Origin of the sequence: Mycolicibacterium austroafricanum (assembly GCF_000612725.1) — a bacterium.
GTDB classification, from domain to species: Bacteria; Actinomycetota; Actinomycetes; order Mycobacteriales; family Mycobacteriaceae; genus Mycobacterium; species Mycobacterium austroafricanum.
In genome coordinates, this window is record NZ_HG964450.1 from 254,639 (window position 1) to 276,920 (window position 22,282).

The 22,282-nt window shown below is 65.0% G+C and carries 20 protein-coding genes and 1 pseudogene; 10 read left to right on the forward strand and 11 right to left on the reverse strand.

What is annotated here, in order from left to right; all coding sequences use genetic code 11:
* Nucleotides 1-342: 342 nt before the first annotated feature.
* Nucleotides 343-513, forward strand: coding sequence for a hypothetical protein (locus BN976_RS33710; RefSeq protein WP_158497994.1), 171 nt, complete (start codon nt 343-345; stop codon nt 511-513).
* Nucleotides 514-673: 160 nt separating this feature from the next.
* Here BN976_RS33710 and BN976_RS01300 read toward each other — a convergent pair whose 3' ends face one another.
* The 8 genes and pseudogenes from BN976_RS01300 to queC all read right to left on the reverse strand — a co-directional run bounded on the left by BN976_RS01300 (nt 674) and on the right by queC (nt 6,903).
* A complete protein-coding gene (locus BN976_RS01300) occupies nt 674-1,249 on the reverse strand; it encodes a hypothetical protein (protein WP_036367307.1) in 576 nt (191 codons plus the stop codon).
* 38 nt (nt 1,250-1,287) lie between these two features.
* Nucleotides 1,288-2,088, reverse strand: a complete 801-nt coding sequence (gene istB, locus BN976_RS01305; RefSeq protein ID WP_036367309.1) for an IS21-like element helper ATPase IstB — start codon at nt 2,086-2,088, stop codon at nt 1,288-1,290.
* Complete coding sequence (gene istA / locus BN976_RS01310) at nt 2,085-3,683, reverse strand: IS21 family transposase (protein WP_036367312.1); 1,599 nt, start codon at nt 3,681-3,683, stop codon at nt 2,085-2,087. The genes istB and istA overlap by 4 nt, the downstream gene beginning before the upstream one ends.
* Before the next feature lie 208 nt (nt 3,684-3,891).
* Nucleotides 3,892-4,203, reverse strand: a pseudogene (locus BN976_RS01315) (transposase); the annotation flags it as partial.
* Nucleotides 4,204-4,405: 202 nt separating this feature from the next.
* Nucleotides 4,406-5,197 carry a GTP cyclohydrolase I FolE2 gene (locus BN976_RS01320; protein WP_199558873.1) on the reverse strand — a complete coding sequence of 264 codons (792 nt, stop codon included), beginning with the start codon at nt 5,195-5,197 and terminating at the stop codon, nt 4,406-4,408.
* Nucleotides 5,198-5,204: 7 nt separating this feature from the next.
* On the reverse strand, nt 5,205-5,582 hold the full coding sequence (queD, locus tag BN976_RS01325) for a 6-carboxytetrahydropterin synthase QueD (protein ID WP_036367315.1): 378 nt from the start codon (nt 5,580-5,582) through the stop codon (nt 5,205-5,207).
* Nucleotides 5,579-6,214, reverse strand: a complete 636-nt coding sequence (gene queE / locus BN976_RS01330) for a 7-carboxy-7-deazaguanine synthase (protein ID WP_036367317.1) — start codon at nt 6,212-6,214, stop codon at nt 5,579-5,581. The genes queD and queE overlap by 4 nt, the downstream gene beginning before the upstream one ends.
* On the reverse strand, nt 6,214-6,903 hold the full coding sequence (gene queC / locus BN976_RS01335) for a 7-cyano-7-deazaguanine synthase QueC (protein WP_036367319.1): 690 nt from the start codon (nt 6,901-6,903) through the stop codon (nt 6,214-6,216). Before queC ends, queE begins: the two co-directional genes overlap by 1 nt.
* A gap of 104 nt (nt 6,904-7,007) precedes the next feature.
* On the opposite strand from queC, the gene BN976_RS33485 reads away from it, so the two are divergent.
* From BN976_RS33485 to BN976_RS01365, 8 genes are all read left to right on the forward strand, one after another.
* Nucleotides 7,008-7,892 carry a hypothetical protein gene (locus BN976_RS33485; protein ID WP_145977901.1) on the forward strand — a complete coding sequence of 295 codons (885 nt, stop codon included), beginning with the start codon at nt 7,008-7,010 and terminating at the stop codon, nt 7,890-7,892.
* Nucleotides 7,889-9,034 carry a DGQHR domain-containing protein DpdB gene (gene dbpB / locus BN976_RS32330; RefSeq protein ID WP_084182171.1) on the forward strand — a complete coding sequence of 382 codons (1,146 nt, stop codon included), beginning with the start codon at nt 7,889-7,891 and terminating at the stop codon, nt 9,032-9,034. Before BN976_RS33485 ends, dbpB (BN976_RS32330) begins: the two co-directional genes overlap by 4 nt.
* Entirely contained in the window at nt 9,031-10,272 is a 1,242-nt protein-coding gene (gene dpdA, locus BN976_RS01340; protein WP_036367323.1) for a tRNA-guanine transglycosylase DpdA, read from the forward strand. Before dbpB (BN976_RS32330) ends, dpdA begins: the two co-directional genes overlap by 4 nt.
* A complete protein-coding gene (dbpB, locus tag BN976_RS01345) occupies nt 10,265-11,359 on the forward strand; it encodes a DGQHR domain-containing protein DpdB (RefSeq protein ID WP_036367324.1) in 1,095 nt (364 codons plus the stop codon). Before dpdA ends, dbpB (BN976_RS01345) begins: the two co-directional genes overlap by 8 nt.
* A 156-nt stretch (nt 11,360-11,515) precedes the next feature.
* A complete protein-coding gene (locus BN976_RS01350) occupies nt 11,516-12,529 on the forward strand; it encodes an alpha/beta fold hydrolase (RefSeq protein ID WP_235621944.1) in 1,014 nt (337 codons plus the stop codon).
* Nucleotides 12,526-14,046 (forward strand): MFS transporter, encoded by a 1,521-nt coding sequence (locus BN976_RS01355; protein ID WP_036367327.1) that lies wholly within the window; start codon nt 12,526-12,528, stop codon nt 14,044-14,046. The genes BN976_RS01350 and BN976_RS01355 overlap by 4 nt, the downstream gene beginning before the upstream one ends.
* Before the next feature lie 260 nt (nt 14,047-14,306).
* Nucleotides 14,307-15,098 carry a hypothetical protein gene (locus BN976_RS01360; protein ID WP_051558246.1) on the forward strand — a complete coding sequence of 264 codons (792 nt, stop codon included), beginning with the start codon at nt 14,307-14,309 and terminating at the stop codon, nt 15,096-15,098.
* A 133-nt stretch (nt 15,099-15,231) separates the two neighbouring features.
* The gene (locus tag BN976_RS01365) at nt 15,232-18,213 is read left to right on the forward strand and encodes a serine/threonine-protein kinase (RefSeq protein ID WP_036367330.1); all 2,982 of its coding nucleotides are present in this window, start codon (nt 15,232-15,234) and stop codon (nt 18,211-18,213) included.
* Here BN976_RS01365 and BN976_RS01370 read toward each other — a convergent pair.
* Nucleotides 18,206-18,823: an FHA domain-containing protein gene (locus BN976_RS01370; RefSeq protein WP_036368944.1), complete on the reverse strand. Its 618-nt coding sequence runs from the start codon at nt 18,821-18,823 to the stop codon at nt 18,206-18,208. The two genes, BN976_RS01365 and BN976_RS01370, sit on opposite strands and share 8 nt — an antisense overlap.
* A 118-nt stretch (nt 18,824-18,941) precedes the next feature.
* On the reverse strand, nt 18,942-19,388 hold the full coding sequence (locus BN976_RS34235; RefSeq protein WP_011778347.1) for a hypothetical protein: 447 nt from the start codon (nt 19,386-19,388) through the stop codon (nt 18,942-18,944).
* Between the two features lie 216 nt (nt 19,389-19,604).
* Here BN976_RS34235 and BN976_RS01380 point away from each other — a divergent pair, with 216 nt between their 5' ends.
* Nucleotides 19,605-21,080 carry a glutamate-cysteine ligase family protein gene (locus tag BN976_RS01380; protein WP_036367332.1) on the forward strand — a complete coding sequence of 492 codons (1,476 nt, stop codon included), beginning with the start codon at nt 19,605-19,607 and terminating at the stop codon, nt 21,078-21,080.
* Between the two features lie 44 nt (nt 21,081-21,124).
* Here the strand turns inward: BN976_RS01380 and BN976_RS01385 are convergent, their stop codons facing one another.
* Nucleotides 21,125-22,273, reverse strand: coding sequence for a serine hydrolase domain-containing protein (locus BN976_RS01385; protein ID WP_036367334.1), 1,149 nt, complete (start codon nt 22,271-22,273; stop codon nt 21,125-21,127).
* Nucleotides 22,274-22,282: the final 9 nt, after the last annotated feature.

The window sequence follows — 22,282 nt, forward strand, 5'->3', positions numbered from 1 at the left end:
GCCTATAAGGCTGGAAAAAAAGAGGTAGAAAATGGCTGGTATTAGCCAAGTAGAGAGAGAACGACGAGAACGGCTTTACGAGCTCGGCTTGAAGCAGTGCAACACGTGTGACGAGCCGCTTCCGCTGGCCTCGTTCGCGGCTCGGGCAGACGGATACCGGGGATTGAACGGCACGTGCCGCCGCTGTAAGACCGCAGCCACCCTGAACTACCAGAGGCGCACCCCGGAGAAGCAGAGACAGCGCCAGACACGCTGGCAGAGGGAGAATCGAGAAGCCTGGCTGGCGATCTCCCGACGTAGAGACGTGAGGGTCAGGTGGCGACGGGTGGGGGTTGTCGCCTCGTGAAGCCCAGAATGCCTAAAGGCCTTGGGTATCAAGGCCAGAAGCTCTGGAAGTCGATTACCGAAGAGTTCGACCTCGATAGCGAACCGGACAAGCTCCGGATTCTCTACGACGCCTGCAAGATGGCCGATGCCGTCGACCGGCTCGACAAAGTGGCAATGTCAACTTGAATTGGCCCCGGTGTGACGACGTGATTTGGCTCCACCTCGGTCGGGTTGGGGCTGTCGCGTTGGTGTCGGCGTTAGCCGCAGAAGATGGCTGGGTCGCGGTCGACGTCGGCGCAAAGGCCGCCGATGTGTGGTGTGGGGTCGAGGAGGGCCGTCGCGGTCGTTAGCGAGGTTGGTCGGCTGCGGCAGTGAGCGCTTCGTAGGCGGTGTCGAGTTGTCGTTGGCGGCGCCGGTTGGGTTCATGGTTGGACTCGGCAGCCAGAGCGTCGATCAGGTCGTCGAGTTCGGTCTCAGTCATCGCGAGGTGCAGCTCGTTGTTGAGGGCGCGGATCGCGAAAACTGCTCGTTGGCAGTCATTGTCGAGGAACGGCAGGGTTCGCAGGATCGCTGCGGTGTCGGCGTCGATGAGGATGCCGTGGCGCGGTTGGGCCGCGGTCAACCCATGTCGGCGGAGGTCGTAGATGGATCCTGCCCAGTTGCTGATGGTGCCGTCGTCACCGCAGCAGGTGCAGCGCCAGCCGATGGGTTGATCGGGTTGGGGACAGACCACCGTGATGCGGCCGGGGCAACGGCGGGTGGCAGGTCGGCGCCGGCACGGCAGAGCGGTCTCCCATGGGGTGTGGGCGTCGCCGGCTGACGCTGCGGCGACGATGCCGGCCAGGTGCTCGGCGAGCTTGCGGGCCGGCCCGGGGGTGTCGGGGCCCAGGTCGAGGAAGTGCTGCAGATCGGCGACCAACATGTCCTGGTCACTGTATCGGCCGCGCGGGGCGGCGGTGTTCAGGTACTGCTGGGCTCAGTAGTGGAGTGGCGTCGGGTGCGGGCGTGAGCCAGCCGGTAGGAGGTGGTGCCGGTTTCGATGATTTGTCCGGCGAAGGTCAACCGGTCGACAATGGCCGCGCACAAGCGCGGGTCGGTGAAGGTTTTGGTCCACGCCGAGAAGGGTTCGTTGGAGGCGATCGCCACCGCCGAGCGTTCTTCACGTTCGGTAAGCACCTGGAACAACAACTCCGCACCACGGCGATCCAGCTGCAGGTAGCCCAGCTCGTCAATCAGCAGCAGATCAACGCGACCGTAGCGGGTGATCAGCTTGCTCAGCTGGGCATCGTCAGCGGCTTCGACGAGCTCGTTGACCAGCTTGCTTGCCAGGGTGTAGCGGACGCGATAGCCGGTCTCGGCGGCCAGGGTTCCCAGCCCGATCAGCAGGTGGGTTTTGCCGGTCCCGGAGTCACCGATCAAACACAATGGCTCGCCGGCTTTGACCCAGGCGCAGTTGGCCAGCGTCCCGATAACCGCCGGGTTGATCGCCGGGTTGGCCTCAAAGGTGAAGTCGTCGAGCCGCTTTGGCCGGGGAAACCCGGCATCGCGCACGCGACGCTCGGCGCGGCGCCGATCCCGGTCCTCGCACTCGGCGATCACCAACTCCGAAAGAAACCCCAGATAGGACTGTTGTTCACGTTCGGCCGCGATGGCGATCTCGGCGAAGCGGTCGCGGATCGTGGGCAGCCGCAACATGCGGGCGCCCTGTTCGATCGCCGCGACCGCGGCCTGGTCGGTGACAGTGCGGCGCTGCGGACTCATGAGCTCTGCCGACCCAACAGGGTGTCGTAGGCGACCACCGACGGCAGCGGACGCTCATCGACGATCGCTATCCCCAGACGATGCTGCGCCAGTAGAAGCAGCTCTGCGCTGTGGACCGATCCGGCTGACAGTCCTGCGCCGCCGCGGCGCTGTTCGGCAGCCTTTCGGGCCTCCAACGCCACCACATCAGCATTAGCCGAGCCCACCGACAGGGCGGCGCCGATTCCGGCCAGCACATCAGCGCGATCCAGATGGCGGTGCAGCAGCAGCACCTCGACCAGGGCGCGGGTGCCCGCGGCATCGCCGTGGATCTTACGGGCGGCCGCCCACCAGGCGTCGTGCTCGGCGGTGAACAGTTTGGCTGCCCGGGCCTGGGCCAGCGCGGTGGCCCCGGGCAGCGCTCCGGGTTTGCGGGCCAGGATCTCCAGATAGTGGTCCAGATCCAGCACTTTGGTGCCCTTGCCGATCGCACGCGGATGCCGCGCCACCACGGTGGTGCGGTCATAGACGGTGACATGGGAGGCAGACAATTTCACCCGCACCCGATGCCCGATGAACCGGGCCGGCACCGAGTACTGGTTGCAACGCACCATGATCTGGGCATACCGATCCACCCGCGGGGTCAACGTCAACGCCGTCTCAAAGGACTCCTCGGTGACCGGCTGCAGGAACTGTCGCTCGGTTTCCCAGTCCTGACCAACACTGTTGGCGCGGTTAGCGATCCGACGATGATCGTCAGCGTCATCAGCAGCGGACAGCATCGCGTTGAGCTCGTCGAGGGAGTCGACCACCGGCATCGGCACGCAGTGGTTGCGGCGGAACCGGCCGCCTTCGCCTTCCACACCGCCCTTCTCGTGGCTGCCGTCATGACCGGGCTGGCAATACCAGGCTTCAAAACCGAAGTGCGACCGGAACGCGATCCAGCGCTCGTTCTCCTGACGTGAGCGTCCGAACAGCACCTGTTTGACCGCGCTGTTGAGGTTGTCGTAGCGGATCTTGTCGACCGGCACCCCGCCCAGGCGGGTGAACCCGTACACGTGGCCTTCCAGGAACGCCTCCTGGCCCTGCGTTGCGAACGCCCGATGCGCTGCCCGCCCCGAGAACGACAACCGCATCGTGAACAGCGCGGTCTTGGTCTTCACCCCGGCCAGCACCACCCACAGATCGTGGAAGTCGACCTCGGCCTCAGCGCCCGGACGATACGTCTGCGGCACAAACCCTGCTTCCAACGCCCGGCCTGCCTCGGCCGCGATCTGCGGACGGCGTTTACGGATGTGGTCACGCACTGTCGAATACGACAGACCGTGAGCGTCGTGTTCATCGACCAGGCGCGCCAAAACCCTTCGGGCGGTGTGGCGTTGCTTCTTCGGAGCCTCCAGATCCGACCGCAGCATCTCATCAATGGCCGCCTTGAACGGCTCCAACCGCGGCGCCACCCGTTGCGCCTTCTTGCGCGGCGGCGGCACCGCTGATTCCAACGCTTGGCGCACCGTGCGCCGATGCACCCGATGCTTGTCGGCCAGCGCCCGGATCGACAACCCCTCGACCCGATGATCCCGGCGGATCGCCGCGAACTGCTCCACCCTTGACCTCACCCTCCAACCACCACCCTCGTCACAAGCGATCCGGGCCATCCGAACCGCACGTGATCACTGTCAGGTGGGGCCAATTCACGTCGTCATAACCGACGCGGAGTGTCGTGAAGACGGGGCCAAATCAGACCGTCACCACGCACACCCGCGACCACACAGGTGGAGCCACTTCTAGCCGTCCACCCGGGGCCAAATCAGGCTGTCACAGCCAAGTCAGGGCCCGCTCAGCGCGTGTGCGGCGCTCCAGCAGCCAGTCCGGGAAGTAGGAGCTTTGCCGCAGTTTGGGGATCGCCAGAGCCAGACTGCCTGCGCGGGTGTCGAACTGGCGGTGCCGGTACCCGTTGCGGGAATTGGTGCGCTCGGTACTGCGCTCGCCGTACCCCGCGCCGCACAGCGCGTTGGCCTCGGCTCCCATCAACGTGTGGATGAACGTGTCCAGCAGCCCACGCAGCACGTCAGGGTGACAGGTGGTGAGTCGTTCGGCGGGCACGGCGGGCAGGTCGATATTGTGGGCAGTGGTCATCGCGCCGATTCCTTTGCTCGAGTGACTTTCGCGGGTCTCTCGAAGAACCACGCGATGACCTTCAATCATTCGGCTACGACACGCCGGACATCCTGATCAGGTTCCGGACTCGTACACCACTCTGCTGGACGCAACCCACCCATCACGGACCGAATACACAGATTCAGCCATCCTCACCGCTGCTAGATATTGCGCCTGCCGGCTAGTTAGAAGGCTTCCAGGCCAACCTAGCCACTGCGTCATGGCTGTGAATGCTCTCGATGTTGCGCGCCGTGATCTTGTGGGGGACGCCCAGAGATCGACATGCCAGATGGAGGTCGCGGATCAGATCCTCGACGAACTTCGGGTTGTCATAAGCCGCCATCGTGATGGCCCGCTCATCGGGTCTCTTCACCACGGGGTAAACGGGGCATGACGCCGAGTCCCGGATAAGCTCGACGAGCTCACCCACCGACACCGGGTAGGGAGCATCGTTCTCGCCGTCCACGGATAACAGCACACGACTACGTTGGTTATGGGCCCCATAGTCGCTGATCTCCTTGCTGCACGGACATAGCGTCGTGACGTCGGAGGTCACAGAGCACGCAAGTTGAAATCGGTCAGTGACAAGTCGAGCATGGAGCGACAAGTCGTGGACTTGGTATCCGGAATTCGCGGTGACCGGCGATTCCACATAGGTCGCCACCGGCATGGTTAACGAGAGACTCAGATCAGAGGCCTCTAAAAGTGCCGCAATCGCTTTAAGCGAGGTGTGCAGTTCGTAGGGATGTACCGTACTAAGGTGTGGTTCAACGGCTTGGACCATGCGACTCATATGCGTACCGCGGCGATCAGGGGACAAACCGACGGTCAACTCGATGTTGGCGATGCCAGACTGTTCAATCACGCCATCGTCGAAGGTGACCGGGTACCGCAGGCCGGATATACCGACCTCGTCTATTGGGACGCCACGGACATCTAACTCACTTTGCACATCGGGCAATGATTCGCTCATCGCCCGATCACCGCTTGCTAGGCCCTCGGTACACGCACCCCGACGTACAGGTCTCCCGCACCTGAACCGCGGACATCATCGGCAGAGACGAAGCTAGTTCATTCCAGATCCAAACGGCGAGTCGCTCGCTCGTCGGGTTCTCGAGGCCCTCGATCTCGTTGAGATAGTGGTGGTCCAGTCGGTCGATGACCGGCTTGCAGGCGTCCTTAATATTGGCGAAATCGATGACCCAACCTGACTGCTCTCCGATTGGGCCCTCGACGTGGACCTGAAGCTGAAACGAGTGGCCGTGCAGACGCGAACACTTATGATCGCTCGGAACATTCGGAAGCCGATGCGCCGCTTCGAATTTAAACTCGCAAAAGATCTCCGTCGTGTCTGTCATGGGATTCCTAAGAATTTGTGGGTTTGCAGGTTCAGCCGCCACTTGGGGCGCTTCAGGCAATATTCGACGGCCGCAGCCGTATTTTCGCGGACCGCAGGACCATCCATAGGCGAGATCCGAAACGACCCGAAATCGAGGTGTTCGAACTGAGCCGGATCACCGCCTTCCTGTGGGTAGACCAGCTTCAATTCGTCACCTGACGTAAGCACCAAGGGCGCATCGACCTTCGGGCTTACGCATATCCAATCGATGCCGGCGGGCGCCGGCTTAGTCCCGTTCGTCTCGATTGCCACATAAAATCCACTCGTATGGAGGGCTTCAACGAGTTCATCGTCAAGTTGCAGTAACGGCTCCCCTCCCGTGCAGACAACCATGCGGTTGTCGTAGCTCGGCTCTGGCCAGGCTCTCGCCACCGCCTCCGCTAGTTCCGCTGCGCTCGTGAAGCGTCCACCGCCCACGCCATCCGTACCGACAAAGTCGGTGTCACAAAACTGGCAGATCGCGCGCGAGCGATCCTTCTCCCGTCCTGTCCAGAGGTTGCACGACGCGAAGCGACAAAATACTGCCGGCCTGCCGGTGTGATGCCCTTCACCCTGCAGGGTGTAGAAAATCTCCTTGACCGTGTAAGCCATCAGGCGGCCCGATACTCCAGTGGGTCGCTCAAACCGGCTTCTTCGAAACCCTTGAGCCGAAGCAGGCACGAATCACAACTTCCGCACGGCCGACCGTTTTCATTTGGGTCGTAGCAAGACGACGTTAAGCCGTAATCAACACCTAACTCGATGCCGGCGCGAACGATCTGCGCTTTCGTCATGTCGATTAGGGGTGTGTGGATAGTGATGCCAGCGCCGCCGACGCCGGCCTTGGTGGCGAGGTTAGCCACAGTCTGGAACGCTGCGATGTATTCCGGCCGGCAATCGGGATAGCCGGAGTAGTCGAGTGCATTGACCCCGATGAAGATGTCTTCCGCCTGCACCGTCTCTGCATAGGCGAGAGCGAATGACAGAAATATGGTGTTCCGGGCCGGCACGTAGGTAGATGGGATCTCGTCGGACAGTTCGTCTACCGTCCCATGCTTTGGGACCTCGATATCAGCGGTCAGTGCAGAGCCGCCGAAAACCCGTAGGTCGATCTCCGCGACAACGTGACGTTCCACACCCAGGTGGTTGGCGACCCGTCGTGCTGCGTCCAGTTCAACGGCGTGTCTCTGGCCGTAGCGGAATGACAAGGCGTAGGGCGCGAATCCTTGATCCTTCGCGATCGCTAGCACTGTGGTGGAGTCGAGACCTCCACTCAGCAGAACTACTGCTCGATCTCCCATCGAATCCTCCGGTGATCTGTCGGCGTGTCCGGTTATAGTAACGAAAACTACACCACATACCCGACACATCCGTGATGTAGTTTTTGGGAGGCGGAGGGAGCATCGTGCGGAAACTGACGATCATCGTGAACTGCACGGATCGCAAGTCTGTGGCCCCGCATCCCGACCTGCGGATACAGACGCTTCCGGATGGAGACACGGCAACTCGGTTCGAATCGTGGCGTCGGCGTGTCGAAGGCGCGGAGAAGTCGATTGAACTGGTGAACCTGTATCAAGGCGAGGCGTGGCTTCAGGCGAGATCACTTGCAGAAGACGCCCGCAAGCAGGGCTTTGCGATCTGCATGCTAGTCGCCTCCGCTGGATTGGGCCTGCGGGATGTCACTCAGTTTGCGCCGTCCTACGCCGCGACGTTTGCGGGAAACCAAGCGGACTCCGTCACCGACATCACTCAAACCTCGCAATGGTGGACTCGGCTTGGTGGTTTGTCTCAGACAACTTCCCTTAAGAGAGTGGCACGAGAATCAGTTCTGCTCGTCCTGTCGGAAAACTACGCGCGGGCGATGGATGGGGATCTGGCGGCACTAGCGGAACGCGGTGGCGATTATCTCCTTGTGGGTGGCTGGCGGACGATCGAGGGCTTACCGCGGATACCCTCAGATCGAGACCTGCGTAATGCGCTTGGAGGCACTGTCTCCAGCCTGAGCCTTCGCATGGCAAGGCGATGGATGTCTCGGCGATCGGGAACCGACCTCTTTACCGAGGCAGATCAACTCCGATGGTCACGATGGGCCCGTACCGTTCGCCGATCCGAGTTATACGAGCGCACGCCGAGGACTGACGCCGAGATCAAAGCCTTCATTCGTGAGCGTTTATGCGAGGACCCTAATCTCTCCGCCACGCGCGCCCTACGCATGCTGCGCGACCGTGGCTTTGCTTGTGAACAGAAGCGATTCGGCGCGCTGTTCAAGGATCTATCGAGGTACGGATGACCGATAACCAAGATCGGGTCATCGAACGGCGCGCCGTTCGACTGGAACAGAATTCACATACGCCCCTTTACCTGTTCGCGTTGGCAGCGCATGAGATACGCGAAGTAGCTGATGTCGCCCGGATCTCACGCGATGAGGCCGGGAAGCTGATTGGATATCAGCGGCCAGAACGACGTAACCACGTTAAGCAGATCCTTGATTACCTGAACTCTGGCGATGTTCTGTTCCCCAATGGATTGATCCTGGCACTACCCGATACGGTCAGGTTTCGTTCCAGCCGAGGACCGGGCACCACCGATGACATCGGTTCTACCGCTGGAGTTATCGAAATACCTATCCCTGCAGACGAAACACTTCCTCGGCCAGCCTGGATAGTAGATGGGCAGCAGCGCAGCCTGGCCCTTGCGCGTACCGCTAATAGTGACCTAGCGGTGCCCGTTGCCGGATTTGTCGCACCCACTCTCGAAATGCAACGGGACCAGTTCCTTCGTGTTAATACCGTTGCGCCCTTACCATCGAACTTGGTCACCGAACTACTCCCAGAAGTGATCTCAGCACCCTCGCCACGCTTGTCACAGCGGAGGATGCCCTCGGCACTAGTCGACATGCTGAATCGCGACCCCGAATCTCCGTTTTTTGGTCTGATAAAGCGAGCCTCAAGCGAGGGAGACGACCGGCGCGTCGCGGTCGTCACCGACACCGGCCTCGTGGAAGCTCTCAAAGAGTCGCTTGAATCACCCTCTGGTGTGCTGTTCCCCTATCGCAACATGGCGACCGGTTCGACGGACACTGATGGGATACGCCGCGTGCTTTTGACCTACTGGTGTGCAGTTCGAGCTGTATTCCCGGATGCATGGGGCAAATCACCCAGCGAATCGAAATTGATGGGCGGAGTAGGAATCCGAGCCATGAGTCGACTCATGGACCGTGTCATGGTGCATATCGACCCGACAGACCCCTCAGCCATGCACCAGACTCAGAAAGAGTTGTCCTATATCGCCGATCGATGCCACTGGACGAGCGGTACATGGGATGAGCTAGGGCTGCCCTGGAACGAGTTGCAGAACGTGTCTAAACACATCTCTGCGCTCTCTAATTTCCTCGCCCGCGCCTACGTAACGAGTCGCAGAGGACGCTCATGAGATTCTATTTTCCGGATAGCCAGGACCAGGTCAGCCCGACGTACGACTTCATCCACGACGAACACTCACCTCTGCGAGTACGACAACGTGATGACCGCTACGCACATGAAGTCCTCACTGCGCCGGCTTATCACGGCATTTTGGTCTCCAAAGCGATTGTTGACGGCTCCGTCCGCGGCGTAGGCAAGTACTCGATGCCGCAGCGCCAACGCCTCTATCGTCTTGGCGTACGCGGCTTCTTTCGCTTGCCCGACGACATTGCGACTCTCGGCGATTGCGGAGCTTTTACGTACGTCAACGAGTCGGAGCCTCCGTATACAGTCGACGAAGTGCTGGACTTCTACGAACATTGCGGATTCGACGCCGGTGTGACCATGGACCACATCATCCTCGGGTTCCGTCGCGACCTCAGTGACGCGCCAGAGGAGTGGAAGGAGCGCCGGCACACATCTTTGGACCTAGCAGAAAAGTTCTTGGTGGCTGCAGAAGAGCGCAACAGCGAGGTAGAACTGCTGGGAGCCGCGCAGGGCTGGGATCCAGCGAGCTACGCTGATAGCGTTCGGCAATTGCAGGACATGGGATATCGGCGCATCGCGCTTGGTGGCATGGTTTCACTGAAGACCACAGACATCCTGGCTTGCCTTCTCACGATCGACCGCATTCGCGCACCCGAAACTCAGCTACATCTCCTTGGCATCACGCGATTCGAAGCAATGGGAGCATTCAGCACTCTCGGCGTGACAAGCTTCGACAGCACATCGGCCTTTAGACAGTCGTTCATGGACGAACGCGACAACTACCACACGCTTGAGCGAACGTTCGCAGCGATTAAGGTGCCCCAGGTTGATGGCAATGTCAGCCTCAAACGTGCCATCCTTGCTGGCAAGGTTTCGCAAGGCGAAGCCATCGCCGCCGAACGGTGCAGCCTGCAAGCGTTGCGCGCCTACGACAAGGGCCAGCTTTCTGTCGACGAAACACTCGAAGCGGTGGTCGAATACGAGAATGTGATCGGCGTCAAGAAGTCTTACCGCAGCCAGTATAGAGAAACCCTAGAGGCAACTCCATGGAAGACGTGCCCGTGCGGGCTGTGCGAGAAGCACGGCATCGAGATAGTGATCTTCCGCGCGAGTGAACGAAACAAGCGGCGTGGCTTCCATAACTTGTCGGTCCTGGCCGAGAAGATGAAATCACTTCGTCCGGCCGGCGTGCCGACCCTTGAGAGGAGTGCAAGTGGCTGACAGATATGAGATTCGGGTACCAGCACTCGAGGTGCGGCAAGGTGAGCGTTCGATTTATTGCTTCGCGGTCGATGGCAAGCGACTTCTCGACTTCACAGCGGTTTCGCGTGTCAAGCGGACGGATCATGGCCAACTAGACGGCTATCAGCGTCCGGAAGTTATTAGTCACATCCGCGCAATCCGACGGTACATCGAGTCACCGCAAGCGATGCTCCCGAACGCGATTGTGCTCGCCTTCGACTCGCGAGTCCGCTTCGTCGCGGCCCGCCGCCGGAGTCCCGTCGACTATTCCACTTTGGGTGAGCTGATCATTCCGATTGACGAAAGCCTGTCCGACGCGGAGAAGCCGGCACTGCTGGTGGACGGACAGCAACGTGCAGCCGCGATCAGAGATGCCGACGTCGCTGAATTTCCAGTTGCAGCAGTCGCATTCATTGCTTCAGGCGAAGACGAGCAACGGTCCCAATTCATACTGGTCAACAACACGAAGCCGCTGCCAAAGGGGCTTATCCATGAACTCCTCCCCGACGCGACAGGTCATCTGCCCCCTAAATATGCGCGTCGACAGTTACCAGCACAGGTGATGACGCGCCTGAACCTGGATTCAGATAGTCCGTTCCGCGGAGCAATTGCCACTCCGACCTCACCGGACGGGTACATCAAGGACAACAGTGTCCTGAAGATGATCGAAAACAGCTTGTACGACGGGGCGTTGTACCAGTATCGGAACCCCGAAGACGGGTCCGGCGATATCGAGCACATGGTTCTCCACCTCAAGATCTATTGGAGCCTTGTCGAGGCCACTTGGCCCATCGAATGGAAATTGATTCCGCGAAAATCACGCCTCACGCACGGTGTAGGTATCCAGTCGATGGGCTATGTGATGGACGCATTGACCGATGGGATCACAGCCGACGCGCTACCTTCGATTGGTATAGAACAGAACCTAGACAACTTGTATGGAGTCGCTGCGTGGACATCCGGGGTTTGGGATCTAGCGCCCGACGACCAACGCCGTTGGAACGGCCTACAAAATACGCCTAATGACATTAAACTACTCACTAACGCTTTGCTACAGGCACTTTGAAGGCTGCAGGACTCGCGGAGTGACAACGTTCTGATGTGACTACCCGGCTAACTGATTATCGGTCACGCCATATGCACGGCGCCCCGTCGGCATGATTTCGGGAGCCCGCACGTGTTTCGGCTCCGCGGAATGTCGGCAGAAGAAGGCGTTGAACCGGTGCTCGTTCTAGTCCGCTCATGGCGCCGGCCGCACCAAACCATTTCTCACGCGGCAGGTGGCGTCGTCCCCGAGAGCGTCGCCGAGGTGGGCTACTGCCGGCTCGGCGGCGTCGACCAGTGGGTGCTGATCCGCGGCCACGACCTGGCCAACCCGCCGCTCATCCACCTGCACGGCGGGCCGGGCTTCAGCGAGACCCGCCTTCTCCGGCACTTCAACGCCGAACTGGAGAACCGGTTCACCGTCGTCTACTGGGACCAGCGCGGCGCCGGCAAGTCGTTCCGCCGCGGCATGCCGCGCTCGTCGATGACCGTCGAGCAGTTCCTCACCGACCTCGACGACCTGGTCGAGATGGTCTGCGCTCGCGTTGGCCGCGAGCAGGTCGTGCTGCACGGCCACTCGTGGGGATCGTTGCTCGGCGTGCTGTACGCCGACCGGCACCCGGAGCGGGTCGCGGCCTACCTCGGCACCGCTCAGATCGGCGACGCGGCGGCAGCGGAGTCTGCCTCGTACGCCTGCGCGCTCGCCGCCGCTGAACGGCGCGGCAACCGCCGGGCCTTGAAGGCGCTGCGCGCCATCGGCCCGCCCCCGTACCCGGCAGCCGGCGTGTTCACCGAGCGCACCTGGCTGCAGCGCCTCGACGGCCAACTCTCACCGAAAGCGCTGTGGAAACTGCGCGGGCCGGTGTTCGGCGGCCGCCCGGAATCCTCGCCGCTGGACCTGGTCAACCATATCCGCGGCTTCCGTTTCACGATGGACGTGATGTGGCAGGAGGTCTCCGCGCTGAACCTCCTCACTGCCGTGCCCGCAATGCGGATGCCGGTCGTCTTCTTCGTCGGTCGCCGTGACCACTGGGTGCCGCCCGACACCACCGTCGCCTACTTCGACATGTTGGAAGCACCGTCGAAGCAGCTGCTCTGGTTCGACGAGTCCGGTCACGAACCGTTCGTCGACGAACCCGCCACGTTCAACCGCGCGGTCGTCGACACGGTGGGCGCACTCATCACACCGTGAACACGACGCCACCTCGACTGTCGCGCACCGCGGCCGCGATGACCGTCGTGGCGATGGGGCTGGGGTACACCGCCGCCATCGTTGATCCGACGATCCTGTCCGCCGAGATGTCGACGGTGCGGATCGGTCTCGGGATGTCCATGAGCGCAGCGACTTTCACCGCGAGCCTGGCCACGCTGACGATGGCCGCCGCGGTCCTCGGCGCCGGCGCCCTCGGCGACGTCTACGGCATGCGGCGGATGTATGTGGCCGGGCTGCTCGGCACCATCGCGTTCGGTGTCCTGGGTGCCGCCGCCCCCACCGCAGCAGTTCTGATGGTCGCCCGCGCCGGCCTCGGGGTGGCGTTGGCGTTCCTGCTGGGCTTGTCGCTGGCCATCGTCAACGCGGTGTCCGCGCCCGAGCGCAGAACGACGGTGATCGCGTGGTATTTCGGGGTCGGGTTCGCGGTCGCGGCCCCGCTGCCCGCGATCGGCGGGTTGCTCGCTACCCAGATGAGCTGGCGGGCCAGCCTTCTCGTCACCCCGGCGCTGGCGGGGGTAGCGCTGGCCATCACGCTGCGGTACGTACCGCACACGCCCCGCACCCACCGCGCCCTCGACCTGCCCGGCCTGGCGCTGGCCGCCGTCGCGCTGCTGGCACTCGTCTTCGGTATCGCCCGACTGGAGACGGCAGCAGACGTCGTCGCCGTCACCGCCCTGTGCACCGCAGCCCTGGCCGCCGCAGGCTTCATCACCAGAGAATCAAAGACACCCCAACCGGCATTGGATCTTTCGATCTTCCGCAGTGGCCGCTTCAACGCCGCCGTGACCGCGGGAGTGGTGTTCAACTTCCTCACCGGCGGGCTGCTGATCCTGTTCGCGTTCTATCTCGTCACCGTACGTGGCGAATCACCGGAGGTGCTCGGCCTGCTGCTGATCCCGGCCACCGTGCTGGCCGCGGTGGCCGCCACGGCCGCGGGACCGGCGGCGGTACGGTTCGGTGATCGACCGATACTGGTCGGCGGGTTGGCCGTGATGTTGGCCGCAGTGCTACTGCTTCGGCTGTTCGACGAAAGCACCTCGCTGACAGTGGTGTTCGCCGCCGTGGCGCTGATGGTCGTTGGCGGCGCCCTCGTGGCGACCCCGCAGGCGTCGATCATGATGGCCAGCGCCCCCGCTCACCTCGGCGGCGCGGTCTCGGGCGTCAAAAGCGCTGTCAATCAGACCGGTTATTCACTCGGCCCCACCGTCTTCGCGCTCGTCGGCATCAATCTCATCCTCGCCGAAGGCACCGAGAAGCTGGCGGGCTCCGGCATCACGCTCGAGGAGGCGCGCGAGGCGTTCCGGGCGACGCACGGCGGCCCGGCGGGCGGCTCCCACCTTCTCGACCCCGACCGCGCCCAGATCGTGGCCACTGCCGCGACCGAGAGCATGCTCGACGCGATCCACACCATCAGCCTTCTGATGGCCGCGGTCCCGATGGTCGCCATCGTCGTCGCACTCCTCTGGCTCAAGCCGGACTCCCGCCAAGAGGTCTGATCCTGCCGAAAGGCACCCAGGATCTCGAAATTGCACTGAGGGCCGTCAACCGCCGGGGGACCGCGACCCTCAGAACAATCTCGGTGCGAGCCGAGAACGCCGATCTCGGAGGCGGACGGCATCGCGATGTCGGTGGCAGACAGTACCCTCGGCTTGTCGACCGAACCTGCCAGTAACAGCGCTCGCTGACTCAAGGGACGGCGCAAGGCTCCGGGTCCGCGCAGCGAAATGGGCGGACTCGATGGCTAGGGGGGGTACGGGTGAGTAGCAGGGGTTCAGAGAAGATCGGCTGTGGCACCGTCCTCGGCGTCCTCGTCCTGATCGCGGTGATCCCGAAATCGGTCTGGATCACGCTCGGCATTCTCGTGGCGGTTGCCGCTCTGATCGTCTTCGTCAGCTGGGCAGTCAACGAGAACGACAAGCGTCTCGTCGCAAAACGCGAGCGGGAACGCGCAGAGGAAGCGGCTCGCGTGGCCGCCGCCAAACGTGAACGCGTCGAGAAGGCCCGCAAGCGGAAACAGCAGCGCATCAAAACCCTCGGCAAGGCGAACACGGCACGACTCGAATCGGCACTGGCTGCAGTGAAACAGGTGGGCGCCTCCGAAGCTGCGCGTGCAGGGTGGCTCGGCGAAGTCGACTTCACCGCCGACATCCGGAGTATCACCGACAACTTCCGGCAGGCACACGCCCTCCGCGAAGTCGGCGACAAGTTGTCCGCACTCGACAAGCCCAACCAGGACGATCGCAAGATCCTCTCGGAAGCAAGAACCACCGTCGCCGATCTGGAGCGCGCCGCGTGCGAACGCGTCGAGCTGATCGAACGATGCGCGACGCAGGCCCGCCTGATCGACAAATCACTCCAAGAAGAACGCGACGATGCGCGGACTGCGGAGCAACGCGCAGAGCTGCACGCGAAGTTGAGTGCCATGCTTTACGGGATTGAGGCAGCGCCGGACACCGCGCCGACGGACTCGGCGGCGGACGCGGTGATGGCACGCGTCCAGGCCTACCTGGAAATCAAGAACCAGATTCAACAGGCCCGTGACAGCTGATCAGTACGACGGCAAACCCCACTCACCGCCGCCGAAATAAGCAACCGCGGTGAAACCCGATTCGGACGCTTGCTGAGCCTCGGGTGGGTACCGTAAAAGCCAATACTCGCAGTTCACCGGAGGACGTGAGGCGATGGCGGGCGAGATTGCATACGAGTTGGCAGCCGCCGGATTCGTCGACGCCGTCGAAGTGGGCAGGGGCGGTGGCGGCGTCGTCTACCGCTGCCACCAGCAGTCACTCGGGCGCACCGTCGCCATCAAGGTGCTGGCGTCTTCTCTCGACGAGGACGACCGCGAACGATTCCTGCGCGAGGGCTACGCGATGGGCGGCCTGTCGGGCCACCCGAACATCGTCAACATCCTGCAGGTCGGCATGACCGAGCAGGACCGGCCCTTCATCGTGATGCCCTACCACGCAAGGGGTTCCCTCGCCGACCAGGTGCGGCGGGAGGGCCGCATCCCGTGGCCCGACGCGCTGCGCATCGGCGTGAAGCTGTGCGGGGCGCTGGAAACCGCGCACCGCACGGGCACCCTGCACCGCGACATCAAACCGGCCAACGTGCTCGTCAACGACTACGGCGACCCGCAGCTCAGCGACTTCGGCACCGCACGCATCGTCGGCGGATACAAGACGGTGACCGGGTTCTTCACCGGCACGCTGTCCTACACCGCGCCCGAGGTGCTCACCGGTAAACCGCCGACGGTCGAGGCCGACGTCTACTCGCTCGGCGCCACGATGTACGCGATGATCGCCGGCAAGGCCGCCCACGAACGCAACACCGACGAGGAGTTGATCGCCCACTACCTGCGGATCACCTCGCAGCCGGTGCCGGACCTGCGCCACCTCGGCATCCCGTCCGACGTGTGCTCGGCGATCGAGAAGGCGATGTCGCTCGAAGCGGCCGCCCGGTTCGACTCCGCCGCCGAGTTCGGCCGCGCCCTACAGGAAGCCCAGCGGCACAACGGGTTGACCGCAGACACGATGGCGATCGGCGAGCCGACCCCTGCTGCCGCGCCACCCGAAGGGACGCAAGCACTTCCGCTGTCCGCACCGTCCGATTCCGTTGTCCTGCCACCGATCCCGGCCGCCACGCCACCAGCATCGCCGCCGGCCCCACCGCCGCCGCCACCGCCCGACATGTTCGCCCGCAGCCCCTCGAACAGCCCACCCATCACGCCGTGGCCCGTCGCCCCTCCCCCTTACCCGGCATCCGTCGCGCCGGCCAAGAACCGCAAGAAGACCTTGATCGCGCTCGCCGCCGCGGCGGCCGCGGTGCTGCTGGTAATCGGCACCGTCGTCATCGTGGCGTCGCGGGACAACAGAAGCGGCGAGGCCGGCGGCGTGACGACCGCGGCGCGGCCGACCGCCGAAGCGCAGCCCGGGTGGCGGCCGATCGCCGACTCCCGCATCCCCCTCGCCGCGGCGGCGGCCACCGAGGCCGACGGCACCATCTGGATCTTCGGCGGCATGGGCGCCGACAACCGGGTCAGCGGCGCCCACGAGGGGTACGACCCGGCAATCGACAGCTGGAAGGGCGGCGAGGCCCTGCCCGTTCCGGTGCAGCGGGCGATGTCGGTGACGTGGCAGGACACCCCCGTCGTGCTAGGCGGCTGGCGTTCCGAGGGCGCCGACACCAAGGTCGCCACCGACCAGGTGTGGCGGGTGGTCAACAGTCGCTGGGTGCAGTTGCCGCCGCTGCTGCAGCCGCGGGCCGCGGCCGCGGCCGCCGTGGTGGGCGACCGCATCGTCGTCACCGGCGGTGTGGACGCCGCCGGAAAGGTGCTCGACACCACCGAGGTGTACGACGGCAGCGGGTGGACGCAGGCCGCGCCGATGCCGACACCGCGGCAGCTGCTGGCCGCGGCGTCGGACGGCGAGCTCGTCTACGCGATCGGCGGCACGAACGGGACCGCGGACCTGGCGACGGTCGAGGCGTACGACCCGGCCGCCGACACCTGGACGGCCATGCCCGCGCTTCCCGAGCCGCGCAGCGACTTCGGGGTCGCGGTCACCGACGCCCGACTGGTGGCGGTCGGCGGCACCGCCGCGGGGCGGCCCCTGAAAACGGTTACCGCGCTTGACCTGACGACGTCGACGTGGTCCGACCTGCCGGACCTGGGCACCGCACGCCGCGGAGCGGCCGTCGCCGCTGTGGGCAAGTCGGTGTACGTGATCGGCGGGTCGACCGGCGCCGGCGACGGCCAGGCCACGTCGTCGGCCGAAGCACTGAAACTGGCGCCGCGCACGCCGCAACCCGCGGCGCAATGGCGCTCGCTGCCGGACGCGCCCACCGCCCGGCTGATGATGGCGTACACCGTGCTTGACGACCAGATCTGGATCGCCGGCGGAATCCGGGAGGGCGAGACGCTGGACACCGTCGAGACCTACGACACCCGCACCCAACAGTGGCAGTCGCAGCCGTCGCTGCCGATTCCGCTCAACCATGCGGTGGCGGCGACCTACCGCGGCGAGGTCGTGGTGATCGGCGGCGCCACCGACACCATCACGCAGGCCTCAGACAAGGTGTTCGCGTTCCGCGACGGCACCTGGGTCGAGTTGGCGAGCCTGCAGCACGCGCGGGCGGCGCCCGCGGCGGCGGTGGTCGACGACAAGCTCGTCGTGGTCGGCGGGCAGAACGACAAACAGGTCGTGCCCCAGACCGAGGTGTTCGACGGCCAGTCGTGGACACAGGCAGCCGACATGCCCACTCCCCGTGAGCATCTCGCGGCGGTGTCCGACGGCGTGTACGTGTACACGGTCGGCGGCCGGCTCCTGAGCGCCGACGAGAACTTGGCGGCCTTCGAGCGCTTCGACCCGGAGTCCGGGAACTGGGAGAAGCTGCCGGACATGCCGACTCCGCGCGGCAGCTACGGCGCGGCGTACCTCGACGGTCGCATCGTGGTCGTCGGCGGCGAGGAGCCGACGCGGGTGCTGCCCACCGTCGAGATCTACGACATCGCCAACCGAAAATGGAGCACCCAGGCACCGGTCAACACGCCCGTGCACGGGCAGGCGGTCGCGGCGGTCGGCTCCACGGTGTACTGCATCGGGGGCGCCGACCGGCCGACCCACGAAGGGCCGGTGGCCACGGTCGAGGCGCTGGACTTCACGTAGCGCCGTCGCGCAGCTGGGCGAGGGTGACCGCGCCGCGGCGCAGCGCCTCGTTGGCCAGCCGGACGCGCCGGTCGCCCTCGGTGGGGACGGCGAACTTGTCGTACAGGTTCTGCAGGTGCTGTTTGACGGCGGCCTCGGTGACGTAGAGCTCGCCGGCCATCGCCCGCACCGACGCGGGCTCGGGAAACGGGTCGTCGGACACCAGCGGCCGGCACAGCACCACGAGCACGTCGAGTTCGCGCCGGGTCAGCCGCGGCGGCGCGTCGACGGGCTGGGCGGCGACGGTCTCCTCGTCGCGGCGGCCGTCGGCGGCCTCGCGGACCATCCAGAAGATCAGCCGCGACTTGCCGACGCGCACCTCGTCGCCGGAGTGCAGCACGCGTTCGGCGGTGATCTTCTCGCCGTTGAGGTAGGTGCCGTTGCGGCTGCCCATGTCGCGGATCGACCATGCGGACCCGAGGTTTTCGAAGACGGCGTGCAGCCGCGAGACGGTGTCGTCGTGCTCGAGCGCGATGGCGTTGCTCGAGGCCTTGCCGAGGGTCACGCGCTGGCCGCCCAGTGGGACGAGCTCCCGTCCGGTCGGCTTGAAGACTTCCAGGTGGGAAGACATGCGCACCTCCTCTCCGGGCATTCTGGCGCAGCGATCGGGTTCGTGGCGCGCGAACGCTGCCTACGCAGGGACTCGGCCCGCCACCGGTTGCGGTGACGGGCCGAGCGGGGGGTGGCGGTCAGGGCTGGGCCAGCACGGAGCCGCGGCCGAGCACCGGCGACCGGAAGACGCCGCCGCTCTTGGGTTCCGTCGGTTCGAGGACGCCGCCGCTGTCGGCCACCGGCGGTTGGAAGATGCCGCCGCTCGCGGGCCCGGTCGGCTGGAAGATGCCGCCGCCGGGCGTGGTCGGCTGCTGGAAGATGCCGCCGGTCTTGGGCGCCGTCGTGATCGTGATCGTGCCGCCGCGGCAGCTGACGATCTTGCCGTCGACGAAGACGTCCTGGCCGTCGTCGATCGGGATCGGGTAGCCGTCCGCGTCGGTGTAGGTGCAGCCGCCACCGCCGGGGGTGGGCTCGTTGTCGGTGGCGAATGCGGTAGCCGGGGCGACGGCGAGGACGGCGAAGGCCCCGAGGATGGTTGCGGCGTACTTGACTCCGGACAGCTTGCGGGCGGTCGATGCGCTCATGATGTTTCCTCTCGAAGTGGTGCTCGGGTGTTTCGTTGTTGAGAGGAATACTGCTGGTCAGAGCCCTCGGCGGTAATCGCCGGCAAGCCAGAGTCCAGTGCCGGAACGGGAAGACTTTCCTATCCCGCGGGTAAGGGCGGGTCCCCTGGCAGCCGCTGCCGATGACCCGTCGTTGTCGTACGGTTGGGATCCACGAGCGCCGCGAGGAGGTGCGTCATGGGTGAGCGTGTCGAACCGTCCGCCCTCGTGGGCGGCGACGGCCACGCGGTGCAGCACAGGCTGGAGCGGTGCGTCGCCGCGTTGCGGCGCATGGTCGACGACGGCTGGTTCGACGACCACGACGACACCGTCGGCATGGAGGTGGAGCTCGATCTCGTCGACCCGTTGGGCCGGCCGCGGCTCATCAACGACGCGGTCCTGGCACGGCTGGGCCGGGCCGACATGCAGCGTGAGCTCGGCCAGTTCAACGTCGAGCTGAATCTGGCGCCCCGCCGGCTCCGGGGCGGCGTCCTGCGCGAGTGCGAATCCGACCTCGACGGCGTGTTCGACCGGTGCAGGGCGGCGATCGAGGTGCTCGGGGTCCGGCTGGTCGCGGTCGGCATGCTGCCCACCCTGAGCGCCGAACAGCTGACCGCAGAGCATATCTCGCACAGCCCGCGCTACGAGCTGCTGGCACGGCGCGTGCGCGCTGCTCGCCACCGCCCGTTCTCGGTGCGCATCCTCGACGGGTGCGAGCCGGTGGAGTTCAGCACCGACTCAGTCGCGCCCGACGCCGCCACCACCAGTCTGCAGCTGCACCTGCGGGTGCCACCGGACCGGTTCGCCGCCTACTACAACGCCGCCCAGACGATCGCAGGCGCCCAGCTGGCGGTGGCCGCGAACGCGCCCTACCTGGTCGGCAACCAGGCCTGGCAGGAGACCCGAATTCCGTTGCTGGAGCAGCTTCTTGACACCCGCCGCCCCAAGGACGTCCGACGCGGCGCTCCGGCGCGTGTCAGCCTCGGCGACCGGTGGATCGACGATCCCGTGGAGTTGTTCGACGAAACCGTCCGGGACTTCCCTCCGCTGTTTCCCACGCTGGAGGCCGAGGATCCCGACGTCGCCGTCGATGCGGGGCGTGTACCGGGCCTGCGCGAGCTGCGGCTGCACAACGGCACGGTGTGGCGCTGGAACCGTCCCGTCTACGACGTCCAGGCCGGACGCCCGCAGCTGCGCATCGAAAACCGGGTGCTGCCCAGCGGACCGACCGCCGTCGACATGATCGCCAACGCCGCGTACTACTACGGCTTGGTCCGCGCGGTCGCCGATACCGACCCCGCCCCGTGGGAGCACATGCCGTTCGCGGTGGCCGAACGGGACCTGCACCGTGGGGCGCGCGACGGCCTGGCGGCGCAACTGCACTGGCGAGGCGCCGAACACCCGGCCGATCGGCTCACCCGTGAGGTTCTGCTGCCCGCCGCGGCAGCGGGGCTCGATGCCTGGGGGGTCGATCCCGACGACCGCGACCGGTACCTCGGAGTGATCGAAGCGCGGGTGCGCAGCGGCCGTACCGGCGCCGCCTGGCAGGTCGAGACGGTGCGCCGCCTACAGGATCGCGGGCTCGATCGCATCGCGGCACTACATGAGATGACGCGGCGGTATGTCGAGCACGCGCACACCGGCGCACCGGTGCACGAATGGCCGGTGTCGTGACCGGCGGCGCAGAGATCACGGCCCGGCACGGTGTTACTCCGGACTCAGACCCCGGCGCCGAGTTCCGCGTAGACCGTTGCCTCGAAGCGCAGGATCGTCTCGACCATTTTGCCGTCGAAGAACGGCAGCAGCTGGGTCGCGATCACGGCGCCGATCCCCGCCTTACGGTCGATCCAGAAGAAGCTGTTGAACAGCCCTGACCAGTCGGCCGAGCCTGCGCTGCGCATGCCGGGCAGGTCGATCAGGTACAGGTGGAATCCCAGGCCCCACCCCTGGGGCACGTCGAGCAGCTCGACGGGGTTGGACAGCTCGGGGACGGCTGGCTCCATCTTCTTCGGCAGCGGCGCCCCGTCGAGGTGGTCCCGCAACGCGAGCTCGACGGTCTCCTCCTTGAGGATGCGCGTGCCGTCGAGCTCGCCGCCGTTGAGCCAGGCGCGCACGAAACGCCCGTAGTCGGCGACCGTCCCGTAGGACCCGTGGCCGGCGGCATCCCACTCCGGCGCGGCAGGCAGGTCGAGATCGGTCGCCACCAGGCTGCCGTCGGGCGCCCGGAAGCGGACGGGCAGCAACCGCGCGCGTTGCTCGTCGGTCAGGTCGAACGTCGAGTCGGTCATGCCGAGCGGGCCGTAGACGTGCTCGGCGAGGTAGTCGGCCAGCGTCTGGCCGCTGACGGCCTCGACGACCATGCCGAGCCAGTCGGTGCTGACGCCGTACTCCCACACCGTGCCGGGGTCGTGCACCAGCGGGGCGCTCAGGCTCTTCTTGACGCCCTCGAGCGGGTTGGGAAAGTTCTGCCCTTCGCAGTACGCCAACAGCTCTCCGTTGAGGAAGTGGTAGCCGCAGCCGGCCGTGTGGTTCATCAGCTGCCGGACGGTCGCCTGCGTCTTGGGCGCCCGCAGCACCGGCTCATTCCCCTGGAAGCCGTCAATCACCTGCAACTCGCCGAACTCGGGCACGAGCGACGCGACGGTCGCGTCCAGGTCGACGCGCCCCTGCTCGACGAGCTGCAGCGCCGCGGTGGTCGCGACGGCCTTGGTCATCGACGCGTTGCGGAACATCGTGTCATGCTTCGCATCTCCCGCGGCGCCTTCGTAGAGGACGCCGTCGCGGCCGACCACCGTGGCGGCGACGCCGTGCAGCGACCCGTCGGCGGTCACTTCGCTCAGAAGGTCGTCGATCCGCTCAAAACCCATGTAAAGCTC

What these genes read in the sequence shown, in the direction of transcription:
- dpdA (WP_036367323.1), top strand. Translation starts at nt 9,031, where the DNA reads ATGAGATTCTATTTTCCGGATAGCCAGGACCAGGTCAGCCCGACGTAC.
- queC (WP_036367319.1), bottom strand. Translation starts at nt 6,903, where the DNA reads ATGGGAGATCGAGCAGTAGTTCTGCTGAGTGGAGGTCTCGACTCCACC.
- BN976_RS01365 (WP_036367330.1), top strand. Translation starts at nt 15,232, where the DNA reads ATGGCGGGCGAGATTGCATACGAGTTGGCAGCCGCCGGATTCGTCGAC.
- BN976_RS01370 (WP_036368944.1), bottom strand. Translation starts at nt 18,823, where the DNA reads ATGTCTTCCCACCTGGAAGTCTTCAAGCCGACCGGACGGGAGCTCGTC.
- istB (WP_036367309.1), bottom strand. Translation starts at nt 2,088, where the DNA reads ATGAGTCCGCAGCGCCGCACTGTCACCGACCAGGCCGCGGTCGCGGCG.
- BN976_RS01380 (WP_036367332.1), top strand. Translation starts at nt 19,605, where the DNA reads ATGGGTGAGCGTGTCGAACCGTCCGCCCTCGTGGGCGGCGACGGCCAC.
- BN976_RS01385 (WP_036367334.1), bottom strand. Translation starts at nt 22,273, where the DNA reads ATGGGTTTTGAGCGGATCGACGACCTTCTGAGCGAAGTGACCGCCGAC.
- queD (WP_036367315.1), bottom strand. Translation starts at nt 5,582, where the DNA reads ATGACAGACACGACGGAGATCTTTTGCGAGTTTAAATTCGAAGCGGCG.
- dbpB (WP_084182171.1), top strand. Translation starts at nt 7,889, where the DNA reads ATGACCGATAACCAAGATCGGGTCATCGAACGGCGCGCCGTTCGACTG.
- BN976_RS01320 (WP_199558873.1), bottom strand. Translation starts at nt 5,197, where the DNA reads ATGAGCGAATCATTGCCCGATGTGCAAAGTGAGTTAGATGTCCGTGGC.
- queE (WP_036367317.1), bottom strand. Translation starts at nt 6,214, where the DNA reads ATGGCTTACACGGTCAAGGAGATTTTCTACACCCTGCAGGGTGAAGGG.
- BN976_RS34235 (WP_011778347.1), bottom strand. Translation starts at nt 19,388, where the DNA reads ATGAGCGCATCGACCGCCCGCAAGCTGTCCGGAGTCAAGTACGCCGCA.
- BN976_RS01300 (WP_036367307.1), bottom strand. Translation starts at nt 1,249, where the DNA reads ATGTTGGTCGCCGATCTGCAGCACTTCCTCGACCTGGGCCCCGACACC.